This window comes from Lactobacillus sp. M0403, assembly GCF_016101265.1.
Taxonomy (GTDB): Bacteria; Bacillota; Bacilli; order Lactobacillales; family Lactobacillaceae; genus Lactobacillus; species Lactobacillus apis.
In genome coordinates, this window is the sequence record NZ_JACFQV010000007.1 from 59,340 (window position 1) to 75,202 (window position 15,863).

The 15,863-nt window shown below is 37.7% G+C and carries 19 protein-coding genes; 17 read left to right on the forward strand and 2 right to left on the reverse strand.

Going from position 1 to position 15,863, the window contains the following annotated elements; translation table 11 throughout:
• Positions 1–51 precede the first annotated feature (51 nt).
• From tmk to tsaD, 10 genes are read left to right on the forward strand one after another with little or no spacing between them, the layout of a single operon-like run.
• Entirely contained in the window at positions 52–699 is a 648-nt protein-coding gene (tmk, locus tag H3T48_RS08105) for a dTMP kinase (RefSeq protein ID WP_198189112.1), read from the forward strand.
• A 5-nt stretch (positions 700–704) separates the two neighbouring features.
• The gene (locus H3T48_RS08110) at positions 705–1,028 is read left to right on the forward strand and encodes a cyclic-di-AMP receptor (RefSeq protein ID WP_198189113.1); all 324 of its coding nucleotides are present in this window, start codon (positions 705–707) and stop codon (positions 1,026–1,028) included.
• On the forward strand, positions 1,028–1,888 hold the full coding sequence (locus tag H3T48_RS08115) for a DNA polymerase III subunit delta (protein ID WP_198189114.1): 861 nt from the start codon (positions 1,028–1,030) through the stop codon (positions 1,886–1,888). Before H3T48_RS08110 ends, H3T48_RS08115 begins: the two co-directional genes overlap by 1 nt.
• Before the next feature lie 8 nt (positions 1,889–1,896).
• Positions 1,897–2,235, forward strand: a complete 339-nt coding sequence (gene yabA, locus H3T48_RS08120) for a DNA replication initiation control protein YabA (RefSeq protein ID WP_046307404.1) — start codon at positions 1,897–1,899, stop codon at positions 2,233–2,235.
• A gap of 13 nt (positions 2,236–2,248) precedes the next feature.
• Complete coding sequence (gene rsmI, locus H3T48_RS08125) at positions 2,249–3,103, forward strand: 16S rRNA (cytidine(1402)-2'-O)-methyltransferase (RefSeq protein ID WP_198189115.1); 855 nt, start codon at positions 2,249–2,251, stop codon at positions 3,101–3,103.
• A 9-nt stretch (positions 3,104–3,112) separates the two neighbouring features.
• On the forward strand, positions 3,113–3,850 hold the full coding sequence (locus H3T48_RS08130) for an acyl-[acyl-carrier-protein] thioesterase (protein WP_046307402.1): 738 nt from the start codon (positions 3,113–3,115) through the stop codon (positions 3,848–3,850).
• A 53-nt stretch (positions 3,851–3,903) separates the two neighbouring features.
• Complete coding sequence (locus H3T48_RS08135; RefSeq protein ID WP_046307400.1) at positions 3,904–4,422, forward strand: folate family ECF transporter S component; 519 nt, start codon at positions 3,904–3,906, stop codon at positions 4,420–4,422.
• 26 nt (positions 4,423–4,448) lie between these two features.
• Complete coding sequence (gene tsaB, locus H3T48_RS08140; protein WP_198189116.1) at positions 4,449–5,189, forward strand: tRNA (adenosine(37)-N6)-threonylcarbamoyltransferase complex dimerization subunit type 1 TsaB; 741 nt, start codon at positions 4,449–4,451, stop codon at positions 5,187–5,189.
• Positions 5,173–5,745: a ribosomal protein S18-alanine N-acetyltransferase gene (rimI, locus tag H3T48_RS08145; RefSeq protein ID WP_198189117.1), complete on the forward strand. Its 573-nt coding sequence runs from the start codon at positions 5,173–5,175 to the stop codon at positions 5,743–5,745. Before tsaB ends, rimI begins: the two co-directional genes overlap by 17 nt.
• On the forward strand, positions 5,738–6,787 hold the full coding sequence (gene tsaD, locus H3T48_RS08150; RefSeq protein WP_198189118.1) for a tRNA (adenosine(37)-N6)-threonylcarbamoyltransferase complex transferase subunit TsaD: 1,050 nt from the start codon (positions 5,738–5,740) through the stop codon (positions 6,785–6,787). The genes rimI and tsaD overlap by 8 nt, the downstream gene beginning before the upstream one ends.
• Positions 6,788–6,831: 44 nt before the next feature.
• On the opposite strand, the gene H3T48_RS08155 is transcribed toward tsaD, so the two are convergent.
• Positions 6,832–7,236, reverse strand: a complete 405-nt coding sequence (locus tag H3T48_RS08155) for a GNAT family N-acetyltransferase (protein WP_198189119.1) — start codon at positions 7,234–7,236, stop codon at positions 6,832–6,834.
• 209 nt (positions 7,237–7,445) lie between these two features.
• Here H3T48_RS08155 and H3T48_RS08160 point away from each other — a divergent pair, with 209 nt between their 5' ends.
• Positions 7,446–8,315: a PhzF family phenazine biosynthesis protein gene (locus H3T48_RS08160; RefSeq protein WP_198189120.1), complete on the forward strand. Its 870-nt coding sequence runs from the start codon at positions 7,446–7,448 to the stop codon at positions 8,313–8,315.
• Positions 8,316–8,352: 37 nt separating this feature from the next.
• On the opposite strand, the gene H3T48_RS08165 is transcribed toward H3T48_RS08160, so the two are convergent.
• On the reverse strand, positions 8,353–10,284 hold the full coding sequence (locus H3T48_RS08165) for an ABC-F family ATP-binding cassette domain-containing protein (RefSeq protein WP_198189121.1): 1,932 nt from the start codon (positions 10,282–10,284) through the stop codon (positions 8,353–8,355).
• A 299-nt stretch (positions 10,285–10,583) separates the two neighbouring features.
• Between H3T48_RS08165 and H3T48_RS08170 the strand changes: the two genes are divergently transcribed.
• The 6 genes from H3T48_RS08170 to pcp all read left to right on the forward strand — a co-directional run bounded on the left by H3T48_RS08170 (position 10,584) and on the right by pcp (position 15,775).
• Positions 10,584–11,225, forward strand: a complete 642-nt coding sequence (locus H3T48_RS08170) for a redox-sensing transcriptional repressor Rex (RefSeq protein WP_109715705.1) — start codon at positions 10,584–10,586, stop codon at positions 11,223–11,225.
• A 182-nt stretch (positions 11,226–11,407) separates the two neighbouring features.
• Positions 11,408–11,692, forward strand: a complete 285-nt coding sequence (gene groES / locus H3T48_RS08175) for a co-chaperone GroES (RefSeq protein ID WP_046307385.1) — start codon at positions 11,408–11,410, stop codon at positions 11,690–11,692.
• A 17-nt stretch (positions 11,693–11,709) separates the two neighbouring features.
• Positions 11,710–13,338, forward strand: coding sequence for a chaperonin GroEL (gene groL, locus H3T48_RS08180; RefSeq protein WP_109715704.1), 1,629 nt, complete (start codon positions 11,710–11,712; stop codon positions 13,336–13,338).
• Between the two features lie 175 nt (positions 13,339–13,513).
• Positions 13,514–14,182: a DUF969 domain-containing protein gene (locus H3T48_RS08185; RefSeq protein ID WP_198189122.1), complete on the forward strand. Its 669-nt coding sequence runs from the start codon at positions 13,514–13,516 to the stop codon at positions 14,180–14,182.
• On the forward strand, positions 14,183–15,106 hold the full coding sequence (locus H3T48_RS08190) for a DUF979 domain-containing protein (RefSeq protein WP_198189123.1): 924 nt from the start codon (positions 14,183–14,185) through the stop codon (positions 15,104–15,106).
• A gap of 21 nt (positions 15,107–15,127) precedes the next feature.
• Positions 15,128–15,775, forward strand: a complete 648-nt coding sequence (gene pcp / locus H3T48_RS08195) for a pyroglutamyl-peptidase I (RefSeq protein ID WP_198189124.1) — start codon at positions 15,128–15,130, stop codon at positions 15,773–15,775.
• Positions 15,776–15,863 lie beyond the last annotated feature (88 nt).

Consider the following 15,863-nt stretch of genomic DNA (forward strand, 5'->3'; position numbering starts at 1 on the left):
GGGGTGTTAATATAAGACAATCTCTTGTAAAATAGACTCATGGAGAGTTTTATGAATAGCTATTTTATCAGTTTCGAAGGGCCTGATGGGTCCGGTAAAAGCACGGTTTTAGAACAAGTGGTTGCCCAAATTGCACCGCTGCTCAAAACACAATATCTAGTAACGCGCGAACCAGGAGGTTCAATAATCGCTGAAAAAATTCGGCAGCTTATTTTGGATCCGACTAATGAAAAAATGAGTGCAAAAACTGAAGCACTATTATATGCAGCTGCTCGTAGCCAGCATATGAGTGAAACAGTAATTCCAGCACTTAAAGCAGGCAAGGTGATTTTTTCTGATCGCTTTGTCGATAGTTCATTGGCATACCAGGGTGCAGGACGTGATCTTGGAATCGATGCAGTTAAGCAAATTAATAATTTTGCAACTAGTGGCATCGAACCGAACCTAACTCTTTTCTTAGATGTTAAGCCTGAAGTTGGTCTTGCACGAATTGAACGTGCTCGCGCGGGTCAGGAAGACCGTTTGGAACAGGAAAAATTAGCCTTTCATCAAAAGGTTTATGAAGGTTATCTTGAAATTAACCGTAAACATCCAGAGCGAATTGCCATTGTCGATGGAGATCGACCGGTTAATCGAGTAGTAGAAGACTGTGTTAATATTATTAAAAAACGGATACCAAAAGATTTGCTAAAGGACTGATTTGAATGAAATTAATAATTGCAATTGTTCAAAGAGAAGATGCTAGCCGGCTGCAACATGCTTTTGCTAAAGAAAACATTCGTGCAACTAAGTTGGCGACAACAGGTGGCTTTTTAAGTGAAGGTAATACAACTTTCTTAATCGGAATTGATGAAAAACACGTCAAGAAAGTGATGCGCTTAATTCAAGGCGAGTCACAAGGACGTGAAGAGTACATGAATCCTAATTTATCAATGACTGGATTTGATGTTAGCAGTCAACCAGTAAAAATCACAGTTGGCGGTGCAACATGCTTTGTAATACCTGTAGAAGAATTTAAGCAATTTTAATGAAAATCGAACTAGCAAAAAGGGGCAAGAAACAAGCTCAGTTTTTACAACATGCTTATGAAGAAAACAAGTTGGCTCATAGCTATTTATTTGTCGATGCAAATGAAAAGCAAGCCCTAAATACGGCATATTGGCTAGCGTGTTTATTCAATTGTACAGGTGAACAAAAACCGGACGGTACTTGTCAAAATTGTCGCCAAATTATCTCTGAAAATAATCCAGATGTGTTGTTAGTTACACCTGAAAATAAACAGAGTTTAGGAATCGATCAGGTTAGAATACTAAAAGAAGAATTAGCAAAGAGCCCAGTTCAAAGTAGCACGCGCTTTTTCATCATTGATGAGGCACAAAAGCTGACTCTAGCTGCAGCTAATGCTCTTCTTAACCTGTTAGAGGAACCAGTCGCTCCAGTGGTTACAATTTTGATTACTAATAATACGGATCAAATTTTACCAACAATTCGATCGCGTACCCAGATTGTTAATTTTACTGATGGCAAGAAACCTGATAATAAAACGACACTTTTGTTGGAAAATGGTTTTAGCCAAGATGAGATTGATGAATTAGGTAATACTAGTAGTCTTGATCAGGCAATCAAGTATTTTTATCAAGAAATGCTTGAGCACAATTCATTGGCATTGGTAAGTGCGCATAAATTGGCTGAATTGGCTAAAGGCAAGGCCGAGCAGAATTACTTGCTGGTTATGCTAAAGCAAATGGCACAAAAAGATTTAAATAGTGGTAATCAACAGGCTGGTGCAAGAATGCTGAAGTACTTAGTGGAAATTGACAAAATGCAATATAGCAATGTTAGTTTTCGTAATCTTCTTGATTATCTTGCTTTGCAGTGGAAAAGGTAGGTGTTTTTATGGTTGATTCTTATTCAAAATTAGAGCAGCTCCATGAATCGATGGTTAGTATGACTAAAACCATTGAAAGCTTGGAAAATAGTATCTTGGATACACTTAGAGAAAATACAGAACTTAAAGTCGAAAATCAGTTGTTGCGTGAAAAAATGGATAAGATGAGCAATGCCCATAACAACACGATTAAGACGCAAAGTGGTCTTGAATCTTTACGCAAAATATACAATTCAGGTTATCACATCTGCAATATGTACTATGGTTCTCATCGTGACCCTAGTTCGGATTGCATGTTTTGCTTAGATATTTTAGACAATTTTGGTGAAAAGAAGAAAAAACATTAAGGACTTGAGATAGATGCAGCGGCAAAGTAGCTATGCGATAGACAAGGGTAAACTTTATTTAGTACCAACTCCGATTGGTAATTTAGAAGATATAACTATTCGGGCCAAAAAAGTTTTACAGAGCGCGGATTATATTGCTGCCGAAGACACACGAACAAGTGGGATTTTATTGGAAAAGATTGGCGTTCATAATCACATGCTGTCTTTTCATAAATATAATTCTAAACAACGTGCTCCGGAACTAATTAAACTAATGCAAGAAGGAGCTGTAATTGCTGAAATCAGTGATGCTGGTATGCCAGTTATTTCTGATCCTGGTTATGAATTGGTGCAGGAATGTATCAAAAACGATATTCCAGTTGTACCCCTTCCAGGAGCTTCTGCCTTTACGACAGCCCTAATTGCTTCAGGTTTTGATGCGCAACCTTTCACTTACTACGGCTTTTTACCACGAAAAGCTGGCGAGCAGAAGCCGTTTTTTGAACAAATGAATGAGGCAAGAGCAACGTCAATTTTTTATGAAGCACCTCATCGCTTGGTTAAAACGCTTAAAAACATGGCAACAGTTTTTGATTCTGACCGACAAATTGTTGCTGCCAGAGAATTAACCAAAATTCATGAAGAATTTGTTCGCGGTACGATTACTGAATTAAATGATTATTTTGAGGAGAATGCTCCGCGAGGCGAATTTGTAATATTGGTATCACCAAATGCCAAAGAGCAAGAGCAACTCTCCTGGGATGAATTAATTGCATTAGTTGATCAGCGTGTACAGCTTGGCGATAGTAAGAAAGTTGCAATCAAAGAAGTTGCTCAGGCAAATAATGTCTCGAAGAATGAGTTATATGATCGATATCATCAAAAGTAGGCAAGTAATATGAAATATAGTGAACAACATACAGTAAATTATTATGAATGTGATGAAAACCGGCATTTAAGATTACCAGCAATGATTAACTTGATGATGAGTGTTTCTGAGAATCAACTAGCCGATAGCTCTGGTAGTACCGAAGAGTTGACACGTCGCGGCCTGGGCTGGGTAGTAACACAGTACCATTTAGATGTTAATAGATGGCCTGAACCTGGTGAAGTAATTACTCTAACGACTGAACCAATTGGTTATAACCGGTTCCTGGAGTATCGTGATTACCAATTTACTGATGAAAAGGGCAATACCCTGATTACTGGTAAAAGCGAATGGGTTCTATTTGATTTAAGTAAACGTAAATTGGTTTCAACAGATAAAGAAATGATGGATGATTTAGGCATTCCTTTATTGAAAAAGTTGCCACGCTTTCCACGTTTGAAGCCACAAGATGAATATCAAGATAAGCGTCAGTACCGCGTTCGCTATGACGATTTAGATACTAATCATCATATGACTAACGGCCACTACTTTAACTGGTTTATTGATACTTTGGATCGTGATTTTCTTAAGACTCATGTTATTAGTGGGATTGACATCAAGTTTAACCTTGAAGTACGCTATTCGCAGACGCCATTTGCTTGTGTGAAATTGGTTGAAAATGAAGATGAAATTAAGTCATATCACACAATTGCTGATGAAGAACGGAATGATAAAGCCGTTTGTGAACTAACTTGGCGTAAATTATAATATAATTAGACGAGGTTATTAAACCAAGTTTATTATGAAAGAAGTGCTGCAAAATGACTACAAAGGAAATGTTTAAGGTTGAATTGCGCGATCTAGTCCTTTTAGGCTTTGTTGTTGCCATCAAAGTTGTTCTTAGTCGCTTTAGTCTTGGAACAACAGTTGTTCATGTTAGTTTAGGTTTTATTGGAAGCGTCATGCTTGGCTATTTATTTGGCCCAGTTTGGGGTGCAATTGGCGGAGGAATAAGTGACTTTGTGTCCTCAGCGTTATTTGGCAACCAAGGGGGCTTTTTTATTGGCTTCACATTGAGTGCAATGATCGGGCCACTTATTTATGGTTTGCTTTTTTACAAGAAACCAGTTAAAATTTGGCGCATTATTCTTGCAACGATTTTGGTTACAGTTATAGTCAATATTGGATTGAATACACTATGGGTTCATCTGATGTATGGCATGGATCTCAAGGCAGCTTTAATTCAGCGCATCCCTAAAGAGACGATTGTGCCTTGGATCGAAATGGTTGTTACTTACTTTGTTTTACAAGCAATTTCGCGGGTAAAAATTAGAAGATAGTTTTAAAAAGGTAGAAGTAATCTGAAATGAAAATTTTAAGCATATCAACGGCAACTAATGAGTTGAGTGTGGCTTTAAATGAAGATGAACGCTTAATAGTAGAAAAGAATGAATTGGATGAGCGGAACCACAGTGAACATCTCGATCCAATTATTGATGAAATTCTGAACAAAAATAAGCTTAAGTTAAAGGATATTGACCGTTTTGCAGTCGCAATTGGTCCAGGTTCATACACAGGTCTACGTATCGGTGTCACAACAGTGAAAATGTTTGCCAGCATTTTAAATAAAGAAGTAGTTGGCGTTTCTACTTTACAAGCTTTAGCAACCAGTTGCTCTGAAGAAGATACTTTAGTGGTGGCTGGAATTGATGCCAGAAATGACAACTTCTTTGCAGGAGCATACCTTAATGAAAATGGGCAGCCAGTTAATGTTATTCCCGATGGACATTACCACATCGATGTTTTACTTACTGCAATCAACGAGTATTTAAATGATCATAAGCCGAAAAAGCTTCTCTTTATTGGATCTGGTTTTGATAAGCAGATCGAGCAACTTGATACGCTTGAACTGCCATATTCATTTGGCTCTGCTGAGCAAAATGCAATTCATGCAGGTTTAATTGGCAAGCTTGCACTTAGTCAGGAACCAGTTGATCCTGATTTATTGTTACCAAACTATTTGAGACGGACACAAGCTGAAGTAGATTGGCATAAAAAGACGGGTAATCCGTTTGGTCCAGATAGTAATTATGTGGAAGAAGTTTAAACAGCTAGTTACGTTTCCGCATTTAACAAATGATTCAAGTGATTTTCACTTCAGGCCATTTGCCTTTAAATTGCAGCAAGAAACGCTTCAAGTAATGAAGGCAAAAACTGATGAAATCACTAATCTACTATTACTTGAAGAAAAAGTCTATAGTGGTGCGACACCATGGTCAGCTGCAATTTTTCAAGTTGAACTAATTAAAGAGGATTCACTGTATTTAGTGGTTTATCACGGTTCGAGATTAGTGGCAATGATTGGGATGCGCAAGATGAATACTGAAGCCCATGTTACTAACATAATGGTTGATCCGGAGTGGCGACACCAAGGGTTAGGTACTTACTTGATGAAACTGATGATTGACTACGCGCAAAAAGCTAACTGTAGTTTTATTAGTTTAGAAGTGCGAATTGACAATGAAAACGCCAAAAAGCTCTATCAGACTTTGGGCTTTACAGTTAAGTTAGTTCGCCCAAATTATTATCAAGATGTGCATAAAGATGGATTGAATATGGTGCTGGATTTAACAACACAAAAGAAAGGGATTGACTTTGGATAGTAAAAAAGATATCCGTATTTTGGCATATGAAAGCTCATGTGATGAGACTTCAACTTCAGTTGTCAAAAATGGTCGCGAAATTGAAAGTTTAATTGTTGCTACACAAATTAAGAGCCACCAGCGTTTTGGTGGTGTTGTGCCGGAAGTGGCAAGTCGCCACCATATTGAAGTAATCAGTCAAATTACTAAAGAAGCTTTGGCTGAAGCTAATGCTACTTGGAATGATATTGATGCCATTGCTGTAACTTATGGTCCAGGATTGGTTGGTGCGTTGCTAATTGGTGTTAGTGCTGCTAAAGCTGCTTCAATGGCAACAGGGTTACCTTTGATTGGTGTCGACCATATCATGGGTCATATTATGGCAGCACAATTAACAGATGAAATTGTTTATCCTGCATTGGCACTTCAAGTTTCTGGCGGTCATACTGAAATTGTTCTTTTGAAAGACCCAACTCATTTTGAAATTGTTGGTGACACGAGAGATGACGCTGCAGGGGAAGCATACGACAAGATTGGCCGCGTTCTTGGTGTTAATTATCCTGCTGGTAAAACTATTGATGAATGGGCACATCAGGGTAAAGATACATTCAATTTTCCACGTGCAATGATGGAAGACGACGATTATGATTTTTCTTTTTCTGGACTAAAGAGTGCGTTTATTAACACCTGTCACCATGCGGATCAGATTCATCAAGAATTAAATAAATATGATTTGGCGGCTAGTTTTCAAGCTGCGGTGGTTGATGTTTTAGCTCATAAAACAATCAGGGCAATCAAGCAGTATCAACCGAAAACCTTCATTATGGGTGGGGGTGTTGCTGCTAATTTAGGTTTACGTGATCGGATGGAAGCTGAAATTGCTAATCTACCAGAGAATTTAACTCCTAAAGTTATTTTGCCAAGTCTAAAATTATGTGGTGACAATGCAGCAATGATAGGTGCTGCTGCCTATAATCTCTATAACGAAGGTAAATTTTCAGATTTAACTTTAAATGCAGATCCTTCGCTCGAATTACCTTACGCAGCAGAAATGTTAAAGTAAAAACAAAAAGACTCAATTTTTAAGGTTGAGTCTTTTTGTTATGGTTAATATTCGTGATAAAAAGCAACTAATTCACCTTGATCACAAGATGAAAAGCCATTTTTCTCATAAAAGGCACGTGTCTCAGGTTCTTCCATTGTCAAAAGCACTTGTTGGCGCACGTGACGAAATTCTTTACGTACTTTATTAATCAATGTAGAGCCAATTCCCTTGTTTTGATACGCAGGTAAAACCAGTAAGTCTTGAATATAAATAATAGTCAAGCCATCACCAACGACACGAATTAAGCCGATTAGTTGATCATGATTGAATGCGCCAAGCACATAAAGTGAATTATGGACAGCTTGCTGAAGTAGTTCAGGTTTTTCTGTATATGAAGTCCAGCCTACACTTTGATACAAGTTAATTAGCTGTTTTAGATTAATATTCTTATCGGTTAAAAAATTCATTTTGTCCTCCTTAATTTATTTACAAATTAAAGAGCAATACGTAATTTCTCCATTTCATAACCTCGCTTTTTAATTAATGGTATTAGGTAACCTTCATTTTATGAAAAGTGGGTCTAAAAGACAAGATGCTTGAGAACTTAATTAGCTATTCAGCATTTAAAGTTGAAATGTTAAACTAGTTATTTATAAAACTAGTGGAGGATATATTTATGCAACACAATTATGTGGCTTTTAGCCAGGCAGATGTTTTTACCCAAATACCTTATCAGGGTAATCCGGTCGCGGTAATTATTGATGGTGACAAGTTTAGCGATGATGAAATGCAAAAAATAGCGAATTGGACCAACCTTTCGGAAACCACATTTTTATGTTCGCCAACGAATCCTGCTGCTGATTATCGTTTACGTATTTTTACTCCTAAAGAAGAACTATCCTTTGCAGGCCACCCAACGATTGGCTCAGCAAAAGTGGCATTGAATAATGGACTAAAGCCTCAGCATCCTGAATATTTAGTGCAAGAATGTGCTAAGGGATTGGTATCGGTTTATATGAAGCAAGACAAACTGTTCTTTGCCTTACCTGAACCTGAAGTAAAACCAATTCCATCAGATTTATTAGAAGCAATTGCTCAGGCTTTAGGACTCCAAAATATTGACTCAATTAAGTTAGCTAAGGTAGTTGATGTTGGAGCCGTTTGGTACACTTTATATCTTGACACGGTTGAGACTGTTCTCAGTCTAAATCCAGACGATCGCCAACTAGCGTCATTATTGCCAAAAGGCACCTCAGGTGTAACTGTTTTTGCCTTGACAGATGGAAAAACGGAAGTTGAAGTTCGGTCGTTTGCACCAGCACAGGGTGTGCATGAAGATCCTGTTTGTGGGAGTGGGAATGGTGCAGTAGCAGTTTTGGTTAAAGAAGAGCAGCTATTAGCAAAATCTCACTATCTTGCTAGCCAAGGCCAAAAATGTGGGCGCTCCGGTTTAATTGAAGTTGACTTAGATAATCAAGGTCAAATTCTAATTGGCGGACAAGCTGTTGAGTGTATTAAAGGTCAAATTACGCTACCAGAACGGTAATAAAAAGACATTGCAGGATTATGCAATGTCTTTTAGTTTATTCAAAATCATCTAATGCAGTGAGAGCTGTTTCCCAGTCATCATTTGCCTTGTCTAATTCGGTTTGAATGTCTGTTAATTTTTCTTGAAGTGGTCCAAGCTTATCAAAATTAGTAGCAATTTCAGGGTCAGCCATTTCAGTTTGAATTTCTTCTTGCTGCTTTTCAAGTTGGTCGATTTTTGCTTCAGCGGCTTCTACTTCACGTTGCAACTTCCGTTTTTGTGAATCGCGCTGCTTTTGCTCTTGATAAGAAAGCTTGTTGGCTGATTCATCAGAAGGATTTTCCATTTCTGTTGCACTTTGCTCAATAGGGGCTTCAGCCGCACTATCTACCGCTTTAGCTTTTTCATTAAGGTAATATGTGTAATCACCCTCATAAACTTTGGCATGCTGGTCTTTAACTTCAACAATTTTGTTTGATAGTTGATTGATAAAGTAGCGGTCGTGTGAAACGAACAGTAAAGTGCCATCAAACTTTTGTAAGGCTTGTTCAAGTACTTCTTTAGCTTCTAAGTCTAAGTGGTTAGTAGGCTCATCCATTAGCAAAAAGTTGTTATGCTCAAGGGATAAGACTGTCAGAGTCAGCCTAGCTTTCTGTCCACCTGATAGTTGCCCGACTGTCTTATCAATGTCTTTAGCCGTAAAAAGAAAACTTGCTAGAATTGAACGTACATCTCGTTCAGGCATCGTTTTATGGCGATCCCAAATTGTATCAAGCACTGTTTTGGTCGGATCAAGCAGTTGTAATTCTTGATCATAATAACCGATGTCAAGAGAGGCACCGTACTTGATCGAACCACTCTTTGGCTTTAATTCCTTCATGATAGTTTTAAGTAAGGTAGATTTACCAATTCCGTTAGGGCCAATCACTGCAACACGATCGCCCTTGTTAACTTGTAAGGAAATGTCTTCGACCATAGTTTTGGTTGGGTAACCAATAGTTAAGTCACGTAAAATTAATACTTCTTTTCCGGAAGGGCGTTCACTTCTAAAGTTAATTTGAACCTTGCTTTTATGTTTAGGTGGAGTGATCCGTTCCATTTTTTCTAGTTGTTTACGTCGACTTTGGGCACGCTTAGTGGTTTTAGCTCGGGCAATATTCTTTTGAATGAATTCCTCATCCTTTTTGATTTTTTCTTGTTGCCGCTCGTAAGCCTCTTCTTGTTGCATGTTGCGTAACTCACGCTCAGCAACATAGTTAGAGTAGTTTCCCTTAAAAACAGTTAGCTTACCGAATTGCAATTCAAAAATCTGGTTAGCCAAATGATCTAAAAAGTACTGGTCGTGGGAAACAACCAAGATAGCACCAGAATAGCTCTTTAGATAGGTTTCTAACCAGTCCAAAGTATCTAGATCAAGATAGTTGGTAGGCTCATCGAGCAAAAGTAGGGGTGGCTTACGTAACAACAGTTTAACGAAAGCTAATCTAGTTTTTTCACCACCCGAAAGACTACCAATTGTTTTTGTCCATGTTGATTCAGGAAAATTAAAACCATTTAGAATACTCTTAATATCAGACTGATAAGTGTAACCGCCTTGTTGTTCAAAGTTAAATTGAAGCTGATCATACTGTTTAAGCAGCTGCTTATCTTCGGGATGAGCGGCAATTTTTTCCTGCAGAGTATGAATATTCTGGCTCATTTGAATTAGCGTAGCAAAAACAGTCAACATTTCATCCCAAATGTTGTTTTCTTCGTTTAAGCCATTTTCCTGTGCAATATAACCAACGTCGATGTCTTTATTAATCGTGAATTCGCCGTGAGTAGCTTCTTCCTCACCAGTCATAATTTTTAATAGGGTAGTCTTACCAACCCCATTTGGTCCCACTAGACCAATTCGTGCATTTGAATCAATTGAAAAATTGACGTTCTTAAATAGTGTAGTAGCGCCAAATTGTTTCTCTAAGTTGTGTCCTTGTGCAATTATCATAATTTTTCACCTAAAAATTATTTTAGCATACACTGCAGTGCGATAGTGGACGGATTATTGAAGGGAGGCAAAAACAAAGTTAATGAATATTTGGTAATTATCAATTTGTTAGGGGATGTACAAATGAGTTTTCACTAAGTCAAAATTTTTTTGGAAAAACTGAAACCAGCCCCTTTTTTATTAATTCAAGATTGTGAAAAAAACATTTGCAAATGCTATCAATTTATAGGTAAAATAATACTAATTGATGAGCTAATTCACAAATAACTCTTAGGCAAAATAAGTTGGAGGCTTTTAAAATGGAAAAAATCAAAATACCGACTGCGACTGCGAAAAGATTACCGCTATATTATCGCTATTTAATTATTTTAAATGAAGCAGGTAAAGAAAAAGTCTCATCGACTGAATTATCTGAAGCTGTTCAAGTAGATAGTGCTTCAATTAGACGCGACTTTTCATATTTTGGTGCTCTGGGCAAGCGGGGCTATGGCTATGATGTAAAGAGTCTGCTTACATTTTTTAAAAAAATTCTTAATCAAGATACTCTAACTAATGTTGCCTTAGTCGGTGTTGGTAATTTAGGACATGCGCTTCTTAACTATAATTTTAAGCGGAGTAACAACATCCGTATTTCCTGTGCCTTTGATATTGACCCTAAGATTACTGGTAAAATTTTGAGCGGTGTACCAGTATATGAGATGAGCGAGTTGAAGAAGCAATTAAGTGATCAACAAATTACTATTGCCATTTTGACTGTCCCATCTGATTCTGCACAAAGAACTGCCGATGATATGGTGGAAGCAGGCATTAAGGGCATCATGAACTTTACCCCTATTCGCTTATCTGCTCCAACTGGTGTAAGAATTCAGAATGTGGACTTAGCAACTGAATTACAGACATTGATTTACTTCCTTGACTCGGATAAGGGTAAGAATAGCTAGTAATAAACCTAATAATATCAACGTTTTAAATGAATTAGCACTTTGGTGAAAAAAGTGCTAATTTTTTCTTGCTTTTTTTTTGAAAAGGGGTTATTATCATATTTGTAAGTTAGCACTTGAGTAATAGGAGTGCTAACCGACAAGTAATTAAAAATGAAAATAAAACAATAGGAGGGACAAACGTGTTACAACCAATTGGTGATCGCGTGATCGTAAAAGTTAAAGAAGAAGAAGAAAAAACTGTAGGCGGAATCGTCCTTGCTTCAAATGCAAAAGAAAAGCCAACAGAAGGTGAAGTTGTAGCAGTTGGTGAAGGTAGCTATGCTGACAACGGCGACAAGATTCCAATGTCTGTCAATAAGGGCGACGTTGTTCTTTACGACAAGTATTCTGGCACTAACGTTGAATACGAAGGCGAAAAATTCTTAGTCCTTCATGAAAAAGATATTTTAGCAATTGTTAAGTAATCTAAGGAGCGGATATTATGGCAAAAGACATTAAATTTTCAGAAAAAGCAAGACGTTCCCTATTAAAGGGTGTTGATAAATTAGCTGATACTGTTAAAGCAACTATCGGTCCTAAGGGTAGAAATGTTGTTTTGGAACAATCATACGGCAACCCAGAGATTACTAACGATGGTGTAACAATTGCTAAGTCAATTGAATTAAAAGACCACTACGAAAACATGGGTGCTAAGTTAGTAGCTGAAGCAGCACAAAAGACTAATGACATTGCCGGTGATGGTACTACTACTGCAGTTGTTTTAACTCAAGCAATCATCCGTGAAGGAATGAAGAACGTTACTGCTGGTGCTAACCCTGTAGGAGTTCGTCGTGGTATTGAAAAGGCAACTAACGCAGTTGTTGATGAATTACACAAGATCAGCCACACAGTTTCTTCGAAAGATCAAATCGCTCAAGTTGCTTCAGTTTCTTCAGCTTCAAAAGAAGTTGGTGATTTAATTGCTGACGCAATGGAAAAAGTTGGTAATGACGGCGTTATTACCATTGAAGACTCACGTGGTATCGAAACTGAATTATCTGTTGTTGAAGGTATGCAATTTGACCGTGGTTACTTATCACAATATATGGTAACTGACAACGATAAGATGGAAGCTGACTTAGACAATCCTTACGTTTTGATTACTGACAAGAAGATTTCTAACATTCAAGACATCCTACCTTTGTTGCAAGAAATCGTTCAACAAGGTAAATCATTATTGATTATTGCTGATGACGTTTCTGGTGAAGCTCTTCCAACTTTAGTGTTGAACAAGATTCGTGGTACTTTCAATGTTGTAGCCGTTAAGGCTCCTGGCTTTGGTGACCGTCGTAAGGAACAATTACAAGATATTGCTGCTCTTACTGGTGGTACAGTAATTACCGAAGACCTTGGTCTTGAATTAAAGGACACTACAATTGCTCAATTAGGTCAAGCACGTCGTATCACTGTAACTAAGGACTCAACTACTATTGTTGATGGTGCTGGTTCAGAAGATGCTATCAAAGAACGTGAAGATTCAATCAGAAAGCAAATTGCTGATACTACTTCAGACTTTGACAAGAAGAAGTTACAAGAACGTCTTGCTAAGTTAACTGGTGGTGTAGCTGTGATTCATGTCGGTGCTGCAACTGAAACCGAATTGAAAGAACGTAGATACCGTATTGAAGATGCATTGAACTCAACTCGTGCTGCTGTTGACGAAGGTTACGTAGCAGGTGGTGGTACTGCTTTAGTTGATGTTGAAGATGCTGTTAAGGGCCTTAAGGGTGATAACGCAGATGAACAAACAGGTATCAACATTGTTTTACGTGCTTTAAGTGCTCCAGTTCGCCAAATTGCTGAAAACGCTGGTGAAGATGGTTCAGTTATCTTGAACAAACTTGAAAGTCAAGATCCTGAAGTTGGTTACAACGCAGCTACTGACAAGTGGGAAAACATGGTTGAATCTGGTATTATCGACCCAACTAAGGTTACTCGTACTGCATTACAAAACGCTGCCTCAATTGCTGCTTTATTATTAACTACTGAAGCAGTTGTTGCAGAAATCCCAGAAGACAAGCCTGCAGCTGATCCTAACGCTGCTGGTGCCGGCGCTCCTGGTATGATGTAATAATTATTTTGCTGATTCAAAAGAGTCGTTCAAATGAACGACTCTTTTTTATTGCTAAGTTTTAGCTTTTCATCTTGACTTTCTCAAAAATCGTTTATGAGAAATTTGACAAAAAATGATAATAATATTAATATGTTTGCTTGTATTATATTTTTTTCACAAGAAAGGAAAGCTGATGGAATATTTATGCTTACTTGGCGTTCTAGTGATCGTTGTAGGTTTTGCCCTAGGACTAGACACAGTCGCCGTTGTTGTAATTTCTGCTTTGGTATCAGCCTTAGTATCAGGAATCGATTTTGTTTCGTTTTTACGAATTTTAGGAAAAGGATTTATTGATAATCGAATGGTTTCAATCTTTTTCTTAACTTTGCCAACAATCGGAATAATTGAGAGACACGGTCTCAAAAAGGCAGCAGTTAACTTAATTAATAAGATTAAGAACTTAACACCAGGTAGAATTTTTGATATCTATACTGCAATTCGTGAGATTGCTGCACTCTTTGGTATTTCCCTTCAAGGACAAGTTCAATTCATTGCTCCTCTAATTAATCCAATGGCGCAAGCTGCTGGAAAGGTAAATGGTGAATTGACAGAATTAGAAGTTGACCAAATTAAAGGTCGTGCTGCCGCAAGTGAAAACTTTGGTAACTTTTATGCGCAAAACCTATTTATTGGTTCTTCAAGTGTATTGCTAATTGCCAGTACAATGAAATCGCTGGGTCATCCAGTTGAAATAAACTCTATTGTTATAAACACTTTGCCAATTGCGATAATTTGTTATCTTCTATGCTTAGGTTATAACCACATCTTTGATCAAAAACTAAAGAAAGCAAAGGTAAAATAAATGGAAGCGATAATTAATAATTTCTTGTTGGCTTTTTACATTATTATTGGATTATTCTTTTTGGCTGCAGCGATTGAATCATGGCGTGACCAAACAAATCCAGCTCGTTGGGGCACAGGTTTATTCTGGCTGATTTTTGCCGCACTGTTTGCTCTAGGTCAATGGTTACCTAGTGAAGTCAGTGGTGGTTTGCTACTTGTGATTGCTCTGCTTTCACTATTTAAGCAAGTGCGTGTTGGTCATATTAAAGAGTTGAGTGAAAAAGTTGCTTCCGAAACGGTTAGTCGAATTGGCAACTGGATCTTTTTACCAAGTATTTTGCTAGCAATTGTCGCATTAGTAATTGCACAATTTACTAAACTTGGCGGTCAAGTTGGTATTGGAATTGCAGCAGTTATTTCTTTAATCGTTGCAATGATTTTAACTAAATCAAATATTAAAGTTGCTTATGAAGATACTCAGAGAATGGTGCGTTCCGTTGGATCTGCCGGAATTCTGCCACAATTATTAGCAACATTGGGAGTTGTTTTCACTGCCTCTGGTGTTGGTCAAGCAACTTCAAAAGCAATTTCTGGACTATTTCCGGTTGGTAACCATCTATTAGGTGTTATTCTATACTGTGTAGCAATGGCATTGTTTACTGCAATTATGGGTAATGCTTTTGCAGCTTTTGCGGTAATTACAGCTGGTATCGGTATTCCATTCGTGATTGCACAAGGTGGTTCTCCTGTTGTTGTGGCTGCTTTAGGTATGACTGCAGGCTATTGTGGAACTTTGCTAACACCAATGGCAGCAAACTTTAACACTTTGCCGGTTGCATTAATGGAAATGAAAGATCCACTAGGTGTAATCAAACAGCAATATCCAATTGCGTTAATTATGTTGCTTGTTCACATTATCTTGATGTACTTCTTAGCTTTTTAGTAGTTAGAAAAGAGAATGAAAATGAAAATTTTAGTAACAGGTTTTGATCCATTTGGTGATGATAAAATAAATCCTGCAATCGAAGCTGTTAAACGGTTAGACGATGAGATTGCTGGTGCACAAATTATTAAAGTTGAAATACCAACGGTTTTTGGTGATTGTGCCGATGTTGTGCATGATGCGATTGAACAACATCAACCGGATTATGTTTTAAACATTGGTCAAGCTGGCGGGCGTTATGCGCTAACTCCAGAACGAGTTGCGATTAACTTTGATGATGGCAGAATTGCTGATAACAAAGGCTATCAACCGATTGCGACACCAATTCATGAAGATGGTCAGAATGCGTACTTTACCCAATTGCCTGTTAAGGCGATGGTTAAAGCAATCCGTGAAGCTGGAATTCCTGCATTGGTTTCAACAACAGCAGGTACTTTTGTCTGCAACCACATTATGTATCAAGTTCAGTATATGATTGATAAGGAATTTCATGACCTTAAAGCTGGTTTCATGCATATTCCATTTTTACCTGAACAGGTCGTTGCAAGACCAGATACACCAAGCCTAAGTTTGGCTGATGATGTAAGAGGTATTACTGCAGCAATTACTGCTATCGTAGAAATGGACGGGAAAAAAGACCTTCAAAGCATTGAAGGTCACATTGCTTAAGACTTATTAACTAAGTTAGTAAATTGGTTTACACAATCAAATATTTGTAAAAAAAGAGATCGTTTGTTGCGGTCTTTTTTCTTTTGAC